The sequence below is a fragment of the Chryseobacterium sp. MMO-72 genome (assembly GCF_037146035.1).
GTDB classification, from domain to species: domain Bacteria; phylum Bacteroidota; class Bacteroidia; order Flavobacteriales; family Weeksellaceae; genus Chryseobacterium; species Chryseobacterium indicum.
The window spans coordinates 1-16657 of record NZ_JBBCWG010000024.1; the positions used below are offsets into that span (position 1 = coordinate 1).

Consider the following 16657-nt stretch of genomic DNA (forward strand, 5'->3'; position numbering starts at 1 on the left):
AATTTTTTTTTTTTTTTTTTTTTGTTTTAAAAAAAAACCCTTTTTTTTTAAAACCCCCCCTTTTTCCCCTTTTTGTCCGCCAATTTTTGGGGGGGGGGGCGGGGGCCCCCCCCCCCCCGAAACCCTAAAATAGCGAGTGCGGAAAGCGGGAAACAGCTCCTAAAAAATTATTTAATATGATATTTTTCCGATTTGAAGCTTAGTTTCTTTAATCCCTGCTGAATTTCGGGCGCATTCATGAATAGTTTCCACAAAAATCCGGTTCTGTAATTTTCTATCATTGGAGCGATCGTTCCCTGATCAATCGCGAGATATCTTGGCGTTGTCCAGTTATTGTAATGAATGGACGTTGCATCGTAAGGTCCGGCTGAGCCAATAAATTCAGGTTTTTGGGTATAAATAAATCTTAAAAAATCCATTGATTCTTTTGGAGAATACGGAAAACTGCTCAACGCCGCAGTAGGAGTAATTACCCCACGGTCATTTTGCGGAAAATGTGCATCATATCCTGCGCTTCCGTCCTCGTTTCTTGAGTAACCGGCTGTTAATCCCCAATAATTGGGTCCATATCCTTTCCAGTTTTTGGGATTTTCAACGCAATATTTGTAATCAATAAGAACCTGATTTTTATTTAAATCAAAATAATTTTTGATTAATTTATCTGATAAGTTCGTCGGATCGAGACCGATATAGGAATAATGTGCCCAAAATAGAGGCCCTCCATATTCTGCTGCTCCATTGTGTTTTACATACATTGGAAGACCATATTTTTCTTTATCTGAAAGGTAGGTTCTATTTCTTGTCCAGCCTTTGTAGTAGGTTTCAGCATCAATCGGATAAGTAGGTGACGAAGCGGCTAAAATATAGGTAATTAAACATTCGTTGTAGCCTTCCAACGGGAAGTTCATTTCCCACTGATAATCGGGCGACCAATGCCAGTAAAGGACTTTCTGTCCACCTTTTGTGTACCAGTTCCATTGAATTCCTTTCCAAAGTTCATCACATTTTTTTGCTAAAGCTTTTTCTTCAGTATTTCCGTTTTTAAAATATTCACGAACCATTAAAATTCCTGAAGTTAAGAAAGAGGTTTCTACGAGATCTCCTCCATTGTCTTTTTTTCCGAACGGAACTGTTTTGCCAGTTTCGCCATTGATCCAGTGTGACCATGCTCCTTTATGACGATCTGCTTTTGCAAGAAAATCCATCATGGTATTCAATCTTTTTACCGCATCTTTTCTCGGGATAAATCCTCTTTCTACGCCGACTAAAATGGTTGCGAGCCCGAATCCTGATCCTCCTGTCGTAACAACATGTTTATCATTATCCGGATAGATATTATCTTCATGATAGCGTTCTCTTCCCAACATTGAATTGGGTTCTGCATAGTCCCAAAAATACTTTAAAGCATCTTTTTGCACCTTATCCATTAACTGCTCGTCTGTGATGTTGCTTTTTACAATCTGAACTTTTGATGCTTCCTGTATGGAAATCTGTGAGTTCTTACACGAAACCGAGAGTGATGATATAGCGATGACTGAAAGTATTATCCTTTTCATAATTTAATTTTGTTTAAAATCCATACTGTGTAGAATGGAATCCTAATTTTATTAATCCCTGTTTAACATCGGGCGCATTCATAAATAACTGCCATAAAAACTGGCTTTTATAATTTTCTACCATTGGTGCAATGGTTCCCTGATCTATTGCGAGGTATCTTGGCGTCACCCAATTGTAATGAACAGAATAAGCATCGTAAGGTCCTGCAACGCCTACATATTTACTATAATTTTCATTATACAGAAATCTGAGCATATTCATACTTTCCGTTGGTGTGTAAGGCATACTCGATAATGCTGCTGTAGGAGAAATAATTCCTAAATCGTTATTTGGCTGATGTGCAGCGTAATCATCTCCTCCTGTATTTGGATTTCTGGAATAACTTGCTGTAAGTCCCCAACTTTTTGAATTATAACCCTGCCATCCTTTTGGATTGGCAACGCAGTACTGATACATTATTTTGGCATGATTGGTTGTAGCATCGCCATAATTTACATATTCATCGGACAAGCCTCTCGGATCCAGTCCTAAAAATGAATAATGTGACCAAAACATAGGACCTACTGTACCATTCGCACCATTATGATTCACTACAAGAGGTAATCCGAACTGTGATCCTGTATTTTTTATACTTCCGCTTCTTGCCCATCCCTGCTGATAAACAGGTTTAGCGATTGAGTAATTTGGAGATGCAGCAGCCATGACATAGGTAATTAATGTTTCATCAAAACCTCTTAACGGCATATTTATCTGCCAATCGTAATTGGGAGACCAATGCCATGTAAGCATGTTGGGAGCTGCGGGGTTTTGCGTGTACCAGTTCCATTCAATTCCTTTCCATAGCACATCGGCTTTCTGAGAAATTGCCAGTTCTGAAGCATCTGAAGAATTTTTAAAATATTCTCTCACACAGATCAGTCCCTGTGCAAGAAATGAAGTTTCTACCAAATCTCCTCCGTTATCTTTCTGGCTGAAAGGTATAACCTGACCGTTAGTTCCATTGATCCAGTGTGGCCATGCTCCATGAAAACGATTGGCATTCTGAAGGAAATTAAGAGAGGTTGTTAATCTGGAAACCGCTTCAGCTCTGGAAATATACCCGTTTTTAATACCCACTAAAATAGTCATCAGTCCAAAACCTGAACCTCCGGTCGTAACAATATTTGCATCCTGAGAAGGATTATCGGTATGATATCTTTCTCTTGCTAATTTTGATCCCGATTCGGCATAATCCCAAAAATACTTTAAAGCATCTTTTTGTACCATTTCGATGAGTTGGACATCGGTGTAGTTGTTGGTGGGAGCTGTCGGATTTTGTTGGTTATTTACAATATCTTCAGAAGAACAACTGCCACATAAATATATGGCAGTTGTTAGTATTATAAAATTTTTAATTCTCATGAGGATTAGTATCCAGGATTCTGAACAAGTACCCCATTGCTTTGATTAATTGCGTTTTGCGGTATTGGGAATACTTCGTTTTTCCCGGCAACAAATCCATAACTTCCAAGGACGCTGGCTGCCTGTCCCGTTCTTACAAGATCCACAAATCGGTCTCCTTCCATCGCTAATTCTACTCTTCTCTCTTTCCATATCGCAGTACGTAATGCAGATTGTGAGGTTGCAGTAGTAACAGGTAACATAGCTCTCGTTCTCACTTTATTTAAGTTCGTGATCGCGGTTGCAGAATTTCCTAATTCATTTGCCGCTTCTGCATTAATTAGCAATACTTCAGCAAATCTTAAAATTCTGATATTTTGTCTGGAGCCATATCCGCAAGAAGTATTATTTAAACTTTTAGGAACATACGCCTTCTGATTAAATGTTTTTACTGATAAAGGATCTCCAACCGCAATAACATCTCCTTCCGGAGTTGTTTCTCCGTCTCTTAAGATCGTAAGCTCTTTTCTGATATCTCCGGTTTCAAACGCCGCTTCCAGAGAAGGTGACGGTGTGAAGAAGCCCCATCCAAACTGTCCTCTTACACCCTGAACTTCTGCATATTGACTTCCTCCTAATGAAGAACATTCACAGTCTACTTCAAATACAGATTCCGGACCGAATTCTCCTGCAATTCTGAAAAGGTGGTTGAAATCAGGATCTAGTGAATAACCCATTGCAATTACCTGGTTAGAAGCATCGTATGCCTTCTGGTAATCTTTTTTATACAAATAAACTTTTGATAGTAATCCTAGCGCTGCACCTTTGGTAACTCTACCCTGATCCGCAGCAGAATAAGTCTGAGGCAGAACCTCTGAAGCTGAAATTAAATCTGAAATGATAAAATTATACACCTCTTCTTTGGATTTTCTAGGGATATTGTAATTTAAATCTGAAGGAATACCATCAAAGATAGGAACACCTCCATAAATTCTTACCAGATTAAAGTAGAAATATGCTCTCAGCATTTTAGCCTCTGCAAGAAGTCTCTTTTTCAATGTTTCATTCATGGTAATCTTTGGAATATTACTAATTACCTGATTACATCTTGCCACAGCATTCCACTGACCTGTCCAGTATCCTTCCACTCCGCCATCGGAAGCAGTGTAAGTAAATTGATCATAAGCAAGCATAAAGGATGCATCTCCCGGGTTTGAACCTTTCAGGACGTCATCCGCAGGAACACCAAAAACATATTGAGACGGAAATGCAGAGTTTTCCCAGCTTCTTAGAAAGCTATAAATAGCAGTCGTCGCAGAGACAGCATCAGCTTCGGTAGTAAAGAAATTATCAGCTTCGTTTTTAGTTTCCGGTTTTATATCTAAATAATCATTTCCGCAAGATGATGCAAGAAATAGACTTAATAACAGTATTGATACTTTTTTCATTTTTTTAATTTTAGAAAGTTAAATTAACCCCCATTGTATAGATCGAAGATAAGGGATAAATGTTTTGATCTACCCCCAGTTGAACACGGTCTGATGTATTCAATATTTCTGGTGAAAAACCGTTGTATTTAAAAGATGTCCATGGATTTTGAGCAGAAACATACAGTCTTAATTTCTGAATCTTTGTATTCGTAAACAAGTTAGATGGTAATGTATATCCTAACTGAATATTTCTGATTCTGAAGAAACTTCCATTCTCTACATAGAAACTGTTGGGCTTGATGATGTTCTGATCATTGGTAACCATAGGATATGTATTAGAAGTACCTTCGCCTCTCCATCTGTTGTTGTAGAAATCTAAATCCCAGCTTTCGTTACCATAACGCTGCTCTCTGTTGTAGTTGTAAATTTTGTTTCCGGAAACTCCCTGGAAGTCCACAGAAAAATCTACATTATATCCGGATAAATTAACTCCGAATCCGTAAGTAAAGTCCGGAATCGGGCTTCCTAAGTATGTTTTATCTGAATTGTCAATAACTCCGTCCCCGTTAATATCTGCGAACTGAAATCCTCCGACAGCAGCTCCCACCTGCTTAGGTGCAGCATTTACCTGTGCCTGATTCTGGAAAATTCCCGCTACCTGGAACCCGTAGTAAGAACCTACAGGAACTCCTTTTTCAAGTCTTGTGATGGTGCTTCCGAATAGATAAGGTCCTGTTTCGTTATATGAGTTGTTGTAAACCGAAGTGATTTCATTTTTAAGGGTGGTTAAATTTCCATACACTCCGAATTTGATTTTATCGGTAAGGTTTGCTTCATAATTAACAGAAAATTCAAATCCTTTATTATTGAAAGAGAATGCATTGGTAACCAATTTATTCTGCGCTCCGGAAATAGAAGGCTGCTGAATTCCGTATACAACATCTTTAGAATCTTTGTTATAATATGTAGCTTCAACTTTCAGCCTGTTTTTCAGGAAAGCCATTTCCAATCCGAAATCTGTTCCTTCAATAGTTTCCCAGCCAATTGATGTATCAATAATATCTGTTGTGGTTTCACCCGGATAAGCAACCCCTCCAAAATAAGCATTAAGACCGGTTTGCGTGGTTAAAACGTAATTAAGACCTCTTACCGGATTTCCTAAACTTCCCCAGCTTCCTCTTACTTTTAATAAATTAAAAATATTCTGATTGCTCATAAAGTTTTCTTTGGAAATAACCCATCCTGCACTTACAGCAGGGAACCAGTGTGTTCTGTCTTCTGAGCTGTATCCTGTAGTTCCATCATTTCTAATGGATGCATTAATAAGATATTTTCCTTTATAATCATAATTTACTCTTCCAAAATAAGATTGTACCCTGTCTCTGAAGCCTACTTCCCAAGAAGCTCCGTCCGCATAATTATTTCCTCCGCCGCTTGTGGTTGGGATACTTCCTGAAAAATATAAAGACTGTTCTGTACCGTTATACACGATATCTCTTCCAAAAGTATTAAGATTAAGTCCGTAATCCTCGTTTCTGGTCATACCTGCCAGAATTTCAAGGTTATGATTTCCTAATTGCTTTCTCCATGTTAAAGTATTATCTAAAACATACGATCTCAACATCTGGTTTGTTCTTAATAAGCTTGAACGTGAAGTACTTGCAGGAATGTAGTTGATAACAGGATTATAAGAATAAGATTTAACATCAGAATTATCCTGAGTATAACTTATTCTATATGTAAAATCGTCCCAGAATTTATATTCTCCCCAAAGGTTTATCAAATATCTGTTACCATTATCCTTTCCTCTGAAAAGATCTAAAGTAGCTCTTGGGTTAGCTAATGAAACAAGAGTCTGATAACCGTAAGTTCCATCTGCATTCATTGGGCTGTATACAGGTGGAGAAAGATATGCTGTTAATGTAGGATTGTTTGCATTATCTCTTCGTGTAGTACTCCATGTTGAATTTGTACCAACCGTTAAATGATCTGTTAATTTATACGTTAAATTAATCTTTGATGTAAATCTGCGGAACTCGTCTCCACTGTTGATTCCTTTACCGGCAGCTAAATTCCCCTGATCTGTTAAATAACCTAAACTTAAAAAGTAAGTTAATTTGTCTGATTTTCCGGATGCAGAGATATCATTTGAATTAATCATGGCATCTCTAAAAATCTCATCAAACCAGTTGGTGCTTGTCGGAAACATGGAAGAATTGATAAATCCTGTTGTAGATCCCTGGTTTTTTAATTTTTCATTGTAAAGTTCCACATACTGATCTTTATTAACCATTTTAGGTATATTGGAAACTCTTTTTAATCCGATATAAGAATTGAAATTAAAGACATTTTTACCTTTACCGGATTTTGTCTTAATAATTACAGCACCTTTAGAAGCTTTGGCTCCATAGATAGCCAATGAAGAAGGATCTTTTAAAACACTCATCGACTCAATGTCCAGCGGATTCAGAAAAGAAATATCTTCTGTTATACTTCCGTCAACAATAAATACCGTTGTTCCGTTTAAAGTTCCGATACCTCGGATATCCACTCTTGGAGAAGATCCCGGAGCCGCACCATTTGTAATCTGAACCCCTGCCACTTTCCCCTGAACAGAGCTAAGCGCGTTTGGATTGGGCTGATTTTCCAATTGCTTTGAAGATATTGTAGCAATACTCCCCGTTACATTCTCCTTTTTCTGAGATCCATATCCAATCATCACAACTTCCTCAATCTTCTGCTCCTTCGGAACAGTGTCTTTTGGGGTAGTTTGCGCATTGACATTCATACCGAAGTATAAAACTGCAATGAGACATGAATACTTTAAATCACGTTGTTTCATATAGTTTAATTTTATTCGTACAATCAAAAACTTGATGTTTTTTACCGAAAAATATATATTCTCAATAAAAGACATTAGTCAAAATTATAAAAATATATCAAACAATGTTAATTATACTTAATTTTTTTACCTATCTGTTAATATTTTAGATTTACGGAAAAACATTTAATTATCATTTACATTAAGTAAATCATTCAATATATTTATTATTATTACATATTATTTAATAGCAAACTTATACTTTTCAATTAAAAAAATTAATAATTTATTCATAACATAGCTCTTAAAAATTTTAACTATGCCAAAAGAAATGACTAAAAGTTAAACTCCGATAGTAAATAGGAATAATAAAATTTGTTAAACTAATTCTACTGTTATAAATTTGGTTCGGTATTTGACAATTTTTAAAATTTAATCACTATCAATGAAAAAATATATTATCGCGGCGGCTCTTATGATAGGAACCGGAGCTGTTATCAATACAACAATGCAGTCTTGTACGACTCTGACAACATCTGATCTCGGATTATCGATTATTAAAAGACTTCTTCTGAACGGAATTGATAAAGGAGTGAATGTATACAGCAACAGAGATGCTTTCTTACAAAATAATATGGTGGATAAAGCTCTTCCAAAACAGCTTAGAGACATCAATTCAATGTTAGAAAAAATTGCTCCTTCTCTGGTTGCAAAAGAAAGAGCTTATATTGCTGATGCGGCAGTTTACACCGTAAATATTTCAAAACCAATCCTTGTAAATGCTGTTAACAGCCTGAATGCAAATGATGTCACAAGAATTATTCAGGGGGAGAAAGGAACAGCAACTTTAATTCTGAAAGAAAAAACTTCCCAACAGCTTATTGCCGCCATTACTCCGAAAGTTGAAGAACAGCTTAACCAATACGGTATTGTTAAGAGCATTAATACTGCATTATCGGGAAGCAATCTACTTGGAAGTCTTCTGGGTGGAAATAAAACTTCTGCAAATTCGGGAGGATTAAGCCAATTGGCTTCCGAACAGCTTGTGAACGGGATTTTCAACATCATTGAAGATTATGAGATCCAAAATTCCAAGTCGCTTCTGGGACCGCTTGGGAAATAGAAAAATTTTGACTATATTTATATAGATTTTAAAAAGCAGATGGATATATTACAAGGAAATCAACACGCAAACCCTGAAGATTTTTATAACTCTTTGAGGGAAAAACTGGAAGGTCACCACGATTTTCCGGAAGATTATTTATTTAAATTTATTATTCCTACCGATCAGGCAAAACTTACCGAGATTTATAAGGTTTTCGACGGGATCAAATTTACACTGGGAAACCGCGAAAGTAAAAACGGAAAATACACAGCCTGCAACATCAATGCATTCGTTTTAGATGCGGATCAGGTGGTAACCATTTATCAGGAAGTCGCAAAAATAGAAGGCGTCATTCTTTTATAAAACAAAAAGTCAGCTTAACGGCTGACTTTTTAGTTTAAATTTTCAATGAATTATTTATTTCTCAATAAAATATTTGACATTTTCAATCGGTCTTCCCAGCATCGCTACAGAACCTTTAATAATAATCGGTCTCTGGATCAGGGAAGGATTTTCCGCCAGAACTTTAATCCATTCTTCTTCGGATAAATTTTTGTCTGCATAATTTTCAAGATACAATTTATCTGTTTTCCTGATGATATGAAAGACGCTCTGGTTCAGCTTTTTTAATACTGTTTTAATTTCCAGCTCACTCAGCGGATCTTCAAGAATGTTGATGATCTCAAACGGAACTCCGTTTTCATCGAGGTATTCCAAAACCGCATTTGATTTCGAACAATTCCCATTATGTAAAACTTTCACCAACATGACTATTTATATTTAAAAATTAATTTTTTTTAACAAATTTAGAAGAAATAAAACGATTACTGCTTTAATGTCTGATAAAAGTTTGTTAAAACAAACCGTTCAGTTCTGCCTCAATCTTTTCTAAAATAAACCCGAAATCTTCAGGCTTTTCTACGAAATCAAGATCATCCACTTCAATAATCAAAAGTTTACCTTCCGTATAATTGGAGATCCATTTTTCGTATTTCTGATTCAGTTTTGAAAGATATTCAATGCTGATGGATGCTTCATACTCTCTTCCTCTTTTGTAAATTTTCTTTACCAGATTCGGAACGTCAGATTTAAGGTAAATTAATAAATCCGGCGCAGAAACGAAAGATTTCATCAGATTGAAAACAGATTCGTAGTTTTTAAAATCACGATCAGAAAGAAGATTCATATCGTTCAGGTTTTCTGCAAAAATGTGTGCATCTTCATAAATCGTACGATCCTGAATAATATTTTTCCCGCTTTCCCTGATCTCTTTTACCTGTCTGAATCTGCTTCCCAAAAAATAGATCTGAAGCGCAAAACTCCACTTGCTCATATCCGCGTAAAAATCCTCCAGATAAGGATTGTGATCTACATCTTCAAACTGGGCATCCCAACCGTAATGCTTAGAAAGCATCGTCGTTAACGTCGTTTTTCCTGCTCCAATATTTCCTGTAACTGCAATGTGCATATTTTCCCTAGTATATTTTTAATTTAATAAAGATCTAAATTCCGGCAGCCTGAATCTGGGAAGTATCATCAAGAAGCTTCTGAAGAGAACTTTCCGCAGGATTTTTGCTTTCAATTTCCTGAGTTTTCTTTTCCAGTTTTCCTTCAGGACTATCGGGTTCCGCTGCTTTCTCAGCAGATTTTTCTACCTCCTGTTCCGCTGCTTTCTGCTTAGGATCAGGCTCTGTTTGTGGTTTGGATTCCTTGTTTTTTTCAAGACTGTAAAGATAAAGTTTGTTGGCTTTTATTTCAAAATAAGACAGCGTATTTTTATCCACAATCTGTGCATCCGGATCTTCAAAAATCTTCACCATTTCCTTCTCCGGAACATATTTCAGGATGGAATTATTGGTAATAACAAGTATAAATTCATTCTCTCGTCTGAAACGTTTTCCGTTTTCCAAAGGTGCTTCAAAGAGCTTTTCAAATTTTAATGAATAGACACGGATGTATTTTCTGGTTAAAACATACACTTTATTTTCATATACCAGAAGATCCGTCAAATCGTCAATACTTGCATCAAAAGGATAAGAATTGATGGTGGTTTCATTTCTGAAATTATACTGGATCAGACGTTTTGTACTGTCGTCCAGAAGCCAGAGCTGCTGCAGATCTTCCGCATAAGCCATTTTAATAAACCCGAATTTCTGCTTAAAATCAACCTTCTGGATTTCGTTTAAGTTCTGATCCACAAATTTCATTTCCTGAGCGTTTTCAGAAAACAAAGGCACGCTTAACGGATTTTGTACCGTCTGCACTTTATAAGGAACCGTAAGCATCATCTTCCCGATCTGCCTCCCTAAGGAATCGTATTTGGTAAAGCTGAAATCTTTGTTTTTATAGATATACAGATTTCCGTAATCGTCGGCAAGCATATCTTTTGCTTCCTTCAGTTTCAGCGTGTCTAAAGGAAGGGCTTTCTGCGCGGATAACAAACAGAAAACCAATGCAAATATGAAGGATAATAATTTCAAATTCTTTTACTAAGATAGCGCTCCGGAAAGGAACGCTACCAATTTACTATTTTTATTTATTTCAACAGAAATTGCGGTTCATTTTAACTTATTTAATCGCAACTTCATAGATTTTCGACCAGTTTTTACCCGTCACCAACATATGATCTCCTTTGAAGGCGATTCCGTTAAGAACGTGTTCGCTGTTATTCTGAGTATATTCTTCCGTGATCTTTGTAAAATCAAATTTACCTACAGTTTCACCGGTTTGAGGATTGATCTTTAAAATATAAGGCTGATGCCAGATATTGGCATAAATAAATCCGTTGTGATATTCCAGCTCGTTGATTTGATTGTAAATTTCCTTATTCCCACCCACAGAAACGGTTTTCACCACTTTTGAAGGATTATTTACATCCAGAAAATACAGTTTATTCGAACCTGTATCAGCGATAAGATTTTTCCCGTCATAGGTCATTCCCCAACCTTCTCCGAATTCATTCGGCAAAGGAAATTCCGAGATTTTCTTTAACGTATTTTTATCATAAACAAATCCGATTTTATTTTGATAGGTCAACTGATAAATTTTATCTCCCGCAATAGCAATTCCTTCGGAGAAAATATCGGCGGGCTGTTTTTCAGTCTGCGCCGGAGTTGTACTTCCCAAAGTATATTTTATTAATTGTGAAGCTTTTTCCAGTCCGTCACTTTCATAAACCGTATTTCCTTCTATGAGAAAACCTTCCACAAAATTGTTCGGATCATGAGGATATTCTGCTACAATTTCAAAAGGAATACTGGCTTCAGGATTTTTGGTAAAAACGTTGATGGTGGCATCCTGATTTAAAATCTCTCCGCCCTTCGTTTTAATATTGAAGGTCACCTCATTATCGCCATATGCAAAAAACTTAGGATCAATCGTTAAATCTGACGTTTCTTTATCCCCGAAACTTATAGAAATACTTTCTGCATTGTCGGTAACTTCTTCCGGAAGATTCAGTTTATCACCAAAATGATATCCCTTCTGCTCCATCGAATTGTTATAATCCGCCAAAGAATCAAGAATTTTTTTATCGTTTTTACAGGACATCAGCAGCAAAGCTGCTGCAAAACCTGCGATCAGACTTTTCTTCACTTCAAGTTTTTATTTAAATTAGAAAACAAAAGGTTCGACAATTATTTGATTGCCACTTCGTAAATTTTAGACCAGTTTTTACCGGTTATCAGCATATTGTCTCCTTTGAAGGCAATTCCGTTCAGGACGTCGTCGCTTCCTTTGGTATTCTGCTTGGCAATTTCAGTAAAATCAAACGTTCCCACTACTTCTCCGTTCGCAGGATTAATTTTAAGAATGATGGGCTTCTGCCAAACATTGGCGTAAATAAATCCGTTATGGAATTCCAGTTCATTCAACTGATCGTAAGCCTGAGAACTTCCTGCAACAGCAATGTATTTTACCATTTTTGAAGGATTGTTCGGATCAAGGAAATATAGCAATTTACTACCATCTGAAGCAATCAGGTTTTTACCGTCGTAGGTTAATCCCCAACCTTCACCCAAAACATTAGGATAGGCAAATTCTTTGATCAATTTTAAAGAATTTTTATCGTAAATATATCCTTTTTTACTCTGCCATGTTAGCTGATAAACTTTATCGCCAACAATGGTGCTTCCTTCAGAAAAATCTTCCTGAGCCTGTTTGGTAGAAGCCAAAGGTGTTGTAGTGCCTAACGTATATTTTAAAATCTGCGAAGAACCGTTCTGTCCGTCACTTTCATAAATCGTGTTGCCTTCGATCTGGAAACCCTGCACAAAATTTTTCGGATCGTGAGGATATTCGGCAATGATTTCGTAATTAATTTTCTGTTCTGGATTTTTAGCAAATACATTGATGGTGGCGTCCTGCGTTAATGTTTCACCGCCTTTTGTTTTGATATTAAAAGTAACAGCATTGTCGCCCAACGTAAAAAATTTAGGATCTATGGTAAGACCTGATGTTTCTTTGTCTCCAAAACTAATTGAAATGGTTTCTGCATCATCAAGCACATCTTTCGGCAAATTCAGTTTATCTCCGAAATGATATCCTTTTTCCATCATCGAGTTGTTGTAATCTGCCAAAGAATCCAGTACTTTTTTGTCATCTTTACATGAAGCCAACAACAAAATCGCTGCAAAACCTGCTATTATATTTTTTTTCATTGATTTCTAAAATAATTTTCCCAAAATTAGCAAAATTTATTCCTCTGAACTAATTTCATGTACATCTTGACCAAATTGTAATATATAGCCGTTGTTGTCGTAGATTGCAAACTCCCTCATTTCCCAGTCGAACGTTTCAATTTCATAGCAGATTTTTGCTTTATCTTTCAGCTCTTCCCATAATTCATCTGCATTATTTACCGTAAAATAAAATGAACCGGTGAACCCGATTCCGTTGAATTTCTTATGCTGATTCGGTTTTGTAAGCATAATCTGCACCTCATCTTTCTGCAAAAAAGCCCATTGCCAGTCGTCATTTCTTTCCTGTAGGGTAAAACCAAGAATCTGCGTATAAAAACCGATTGTTTCATCGAATTGTTCTGTCCATAAAACGGGACGAAGGGAATTGAATTTTGCCATCACTTATATTTTAAGTCTCCTATTTAATTAATTTTCGAGATAGGGTTTTAAACTTTCCTTCAAAATTCCGTTCCAGCCTTCCGTGAAAGATTCCCGTGAAAAATTTTCACCCAGATCGTTAAAATAGTCAATATCCTCGTGAATAAGCTTTATTAAAGTTCCGTTTTCATCGGGTTTCAATTCCCAGGTTACAGTTGTTTTTTTATCTGATAACTCAGGATATGACCATGAATATTTTAGCTTTTCATTAGGAAAAATTTCCAGAATTTCTCCCTGATGATGATACTTTTTCTCATCTCCCGGTTCGTAAAAGTTGAATATTCTCCCGATTTGCGGTTCAAAATCAAAAATATCGAAATACCATATCTGCATTTCAGCTTTATCTGTTAATGCTCTCCAGACTTTATAAACCGGAGCATTTATTTTCTGCTCTACAATAATTGGATAACTCATATTTCTGTTTTTTTAATGATTGAATGCAAAAATGATGAAAGTTTACTTTAGAATCATTTACTTAAGATGATTTTAAATTTAATTTCAAAAGTTACAAAAGAAAACTATACGATGGATATATAGCTCAATAAAATTTCTTAAAGAGTCGAAAACGGAAATTTTAAATATAGCTGTGTATTTCAGATTATAAAATGATAAATTCACATTTACAATAAAGATTTTACAATTCTTTTTCCTGCTGTATCGCAGAAATCAAGTCCGGAATAATCCGGATTTAAGCCTGCAATATATGGTACAGCCATGATGTACAAATCTTCTGTAACTCTTCCGTAATAATCCATAGCCTGAAAATTATCATTAATATTCAGTCCGTCCACGCGCAGATAATAATTGCCGGGTTCAGTTTGTACGATATTTCGGTTATCCTGTTCGAATTCATTTTTGCCTTTGTCCGGATCTTTAAATTTAATATACCCTGAACTTATGAATCTTCCTTTTTTCAGACCTTCAAAAGGAATATTGTTGAACTGGACAGGCTGTTGACCAATAGCATCGATGTAAAGTCTGTAATGATCTGATCTTTTGTTTCCTGCCTCATCTGTGTAATGATAAATTATGCCTTCTTCGTCATGAGATTCGATATAACTGTCTTCATCTACACTTACCAGATTCAGAATTCCGGCATCATAAAGTGCCATAAGTTCTTTATATGAAGACTGAGGAAGAGATGAAATGATAACGGAAATAAGAGGAAGCAAAGTTTTTCTTAATCTCATCATATCTTCAGCAGAAAAATGTTTCGCAGGATAATTAATCGCGTAGCTGAAAGCTGATAATGTTTCTTTCCATGCGATAGTTTGATGTCTTTCTATTGATTTCTCGGCTTCTGCATATTCAGCTTTAAAAAGTTGAAAACTGTCCAGTTCTTCTCTCAGTTCAAGCATTTTTTCAACAAATTCTTCGATGCTGAGATCTTTAATTTCCTGGTAAAACTTTTCGTTCTTTTTTCTTAGTGGCTGCTTAAAATTAATATCGAATACATAATCCAGATCCACAAAACCGTTATTTTTCTGTTTATATTCATAGATTTCGTCATGAGACATGATCCAGCCTTCAGAATAAGGACTTCCTTCAGAATGAAACCTTAAAGCCGGAAGAAATCCTCTTTTTGAAAATAAGGTAATCGAAAAATTTTTACTTTCTTCGTTAATTTTAAATTTCAGATCATTATTTTCCTCGATGTATTTTCCGTTTAATCTTGCCAGAGTTTTCACTGCATCTACTGCAGTAAGTGATGTTCCGCGAATTGCAACTGAATGATCAGATGCAAAAGTAAATTTTGACGGAGGATATGGAGAATCATACCATCCTTTGGTTCGGGTTTCGTTTTCAGAAGACCATTGATGTCCGGTACAGATAATGACTTTAGAAACTTTATGAATTTCACCGAATTCTGTAATCACATTAAAAAAATCATCATTTTTCCTGTCGATATCTACAATTTTTGTGTTTTTGAAAACTTTTACTATAATATTGAGTTTATTGGCGGTTTTTAATAAAATATTAAACTGGTCTTCCAGATAATTTCCCAAAAGAAGCCTGGGGATTACTTTATATTCATTGATATTTCCATTGTCTCCGCCGGCAAAATCGGGATAGTCTTTCAGATCTTTTCTCAGGACAAAATCTGTAAAAGAGTGCGGAAGTTCCGGAAGTTCGTTTGCTGATACGTTGGCGACATGTTCTAAATTAGCTCCGTAATGGCTGTAAGGCATACCGGATCCTAAAGTTTCATTTTTTTCGAAAATATAAAGTTCTTTGGGATAAACCTTTTCGGCAATCAGATGTTTTACGACAAATAGAGCTGCCGGTCCTCCACCGATAAGGGCAATACTGTTGATGGTATTCATGGGTAATTTAATTTTTAAAATGTACCACAAAAAAGAGAGCTAAAAAACTCTCTTCTTTGGATGGTAATGTATGTACTAATTTCTTTCTTCAAGATTTTCAAATTTGGAATAGGAAGATTTCAGGTGATGAAGCTGATCCGATACCAGTGTGGAACATTCAGGAGAAAGATCTCCACTGTCCAGAGCATCCTGATAAGCATCGATGGCTGCTTTTTCTCCGAAAACAACATTTTCTAAAGTAGATTCATCTTTATCTGCTGAAAATGCATTTTTCACATCTATCCATGCTCTGTGGAAAGCTCCTGCTGTACTTGTGGTGTTGTCTGCTTCTCCTCCGTGTTCGTTGATATGTCTTATCAGATCATTTTTCATAATCTGAGACTGAGAAACCATATTGTCGTAGTCACTTCTCAATGCAGAATGGGTATCCCATACTTTGTCTTCTACTTTTGAAAATCCTTCAATTCTGTCATTGGTAATGTTCAGTAAATCGTTTAATACTGCTACATTTTTTTCGTTGTTCATATTAAATTTTTTATTTGGTGTCCTTCATACTTTACAATAAATATGCCTTTTATGAATTAAATTTCTTTATTTACGTTTCAGGCTGAAAAAGAATCAATTAATTTACAGCTTATAGGTAAGCTCAAATTTCTATTTAATAATCTTGGTCTTTTGTGATTTTGATCTTCAAGAAATAAAGTAAATTTTATAACGCCATCATTCAAGTTTACATTCACTGGTCTGTTTTTTTTTGACGGTTTGCCTAATTTAAAATTAAATATCACTCAGTTTTTAATGAAAAGATTAAAATTTATTTTCATTATAATAACTAGATTGATTATTTAACTTATTAAATTAAATATCTGAATAACAGTGTTTTATTTATTTGTTAAGTAAATGTAGGGTAACGAAATTTGGAT

Annotated in this window: 15 protein-coding genes; 2 read left to right on the plus strand and 13 right to left on the minus strand. The window is 35.8% G+C overall.

The genetic code is table 11. From position 1 onward, the window contains the following. Positions 1-167: 167 nt before the first annotated feature. The 4 genes from WFH39_RS20535 to WFH39_RS20550 are packed head-to-tail and all read right to left on the minus strand — an operon-like array spanning position 168 to position 7209. Positions 168-1556, minus strand: coding sequence for a glucoamylase family protein (locus WFH39_RS20535; RefSeq protein ID WP_336691272.1), 1389 nt, complete (start codon positions 1554-1556; stop codon positions 168-170). A gap of 13 nt (positions 1557-1569) precedes the next feature. Beyond that, the gene (locus WFH39_RS20540) at positions 1570-2958 is read right to left on the minus strand and encodes a glucoamylase family protein (RefSeq protein ID WP_336691273.1); all 1389 of its coding nucleotides are present in this window, start codon (positions 2956-2958) and stop codon (positions 1570-1572) included. A gap of 5 nt (positions 2959-2963) precedes the next feature. Beyond that, complete coding sequence (locus WFH39_RS20545) at positions 2964-4385, minus strand: RagB/SusD family nutrient uptake outer membrane protein (protein ID WP_214590186.1); 1422 nt, start codon at positions 4383-4385, stop codon at positions 2964-2966. Positions 4386-4395: 10 nt separating this feature from the next. Beyond that, the gene (locus WFH39_RS20550) at positions 4396-7209 is read right to left on the minus strand and encodes a SusC/RagA family TonB-linked outer membrane protein (RefSeq protein ID WP_336691274.1); all 2814 of its coding nucleotides are present in this window, start codon (positions 7207-7209) and stop codon (positions 4396-4398) included. Positions 7210-7633: 424 nt separating this feature from the next. On the opposite strand from WFH39_RS20550, the gene WFH39_RS20555 reads away from it, so the two are divergent. Together WFH39_RS20555 and WFH39_RS20560 are read left to right on the plus strand one after the other, a co-directional pair. Beyond that, on the plus strand, positions 7634-8311 hold the full coding sequence (locus WFH39_RS20555; RefSeq protein WP_336691275.1) for a DUF4197 family protein: 678 nt from the start codon (positions 7634-7636) through the stop codon (positions 8309-8311). 39 nt (positions 8312-8350) lie between these two features. Further along, on the plus strand, positions 8351-8656 hold the full coding sequence (locus WFH39_RS20560; RefSeq protein WP_087706271.1) for a DUF493 family protein: 306 nt from the start codon (positions 8351-8353) through the stop codon (positions 8654-8656). A gap of 54 nt (positions 8657-8710) precedes the next feature. Here WFH39_RS20560 and WFH39_RS20565 read toward each other — a convergent pair whose 3' ends face one another. From WFH39_RS20565 to WFH39_RS20605, 9 genes are all read right to left on the minus strand, one after another. Beyond that, positions 8711-9061, minus strand: coding sequence for an ArsC/Spx/MgsR family protein (locus tag WFH39_RS20565; protein WP_235130272.1), 351 nt, complete (start codon positions 9059-9061; stop codon positions 8711-8713). Between the two features lie 85 nt (positions 9062-9146). Then, on the minus strand, positions 9147-9761 hold the full coding sequence (locus tag WFH39_RS20570) for a deoxynucleoside kinase (RefSeq protein WP_076394463.1): 615 nt from the start codon (positions 9759-9761) through the stop codon (positions 9147-9149). A 34-nt stretch (positions 9762-9795) separates the two neighbouring features. Then, entirely contained in the window at positions 9796-10773 is a 978-nt protein-coding gene (locus WFH39_RS20575) for a hypothetical protein (RefSeq protein WP_336691276.1), read from the minus strand. Positions 10774-10861: 88 nt separating this feature from the next. Further along, the gene (locus WFH39_RS20580) at positions 10862-11887 is read right to left on the minus strand and encodes a glutaminyl-peptide cyclotransferase (RefSeq protein ID WP_336691277.1); all 1026 of its coding nucleotides are present in this window, start codon (positions 11885-11887) and stop codon (positions 10862-10864) included. A 41-nt stretch (positions 11888-11928) separates the two neighbouring features. Then, positions 11929-12951: a glutaminyl-peptide cyclotransferase gene (locus WFH39_RS20585; protein WP_336691278.1), complete on the minus strand. Its 1023-nt coding sequence runs from the start codon at positions 12949-12951 to the stop codon at positions 11929-11931. Positions 12952-12987: 36 nt separating this feature from the next. Further along, positions 12988-13371, minus strand: a complete 384-nt coding sequence (locus WFH39_RS20590) for a VOC family protein (RefSeq protein WP_336691279.1) — start codon at positions 13369-13371, stop codon at positions 12988-12990. Between the two features lie 27 nt (positions 13372-13398). Continuing rightward, positions 13399-13824, minus strand: a complete 426-nt coding sequence (locus tag WFH39_RS20595) for an SRPBCC family protein (RefSeq protein ID WP_336691280.1) — start codon at positions 13822-13824, stop codon at positions 13399-13401. A 206-nt stretch (positions 13825-14030) separates the two neighbouring features. Then, positions 14031-15734, minus strand: coding sequence for an FAD/NAD(P)-binding protein (locus WFH39_RS20600; protein WP_336691281.1), 1704 nt, complete (start codon positions 15732-15734; stop codon positions 14031-14033). A 75-nt stretch (positions 15735-15809) separates the two neighbouring features. Beyond that, a complete protein-coding gene (locus tag WFH39_RS20605) occupies positions 15810-16259 on the minus strand; it encodes a PA2169 family four-helix-bundle protein (protein ID WP_336691282.1) in 450 nt (149 codons plus the stop codon). Positions 16260-16657 lie beyond the last annotated feature (398 nt).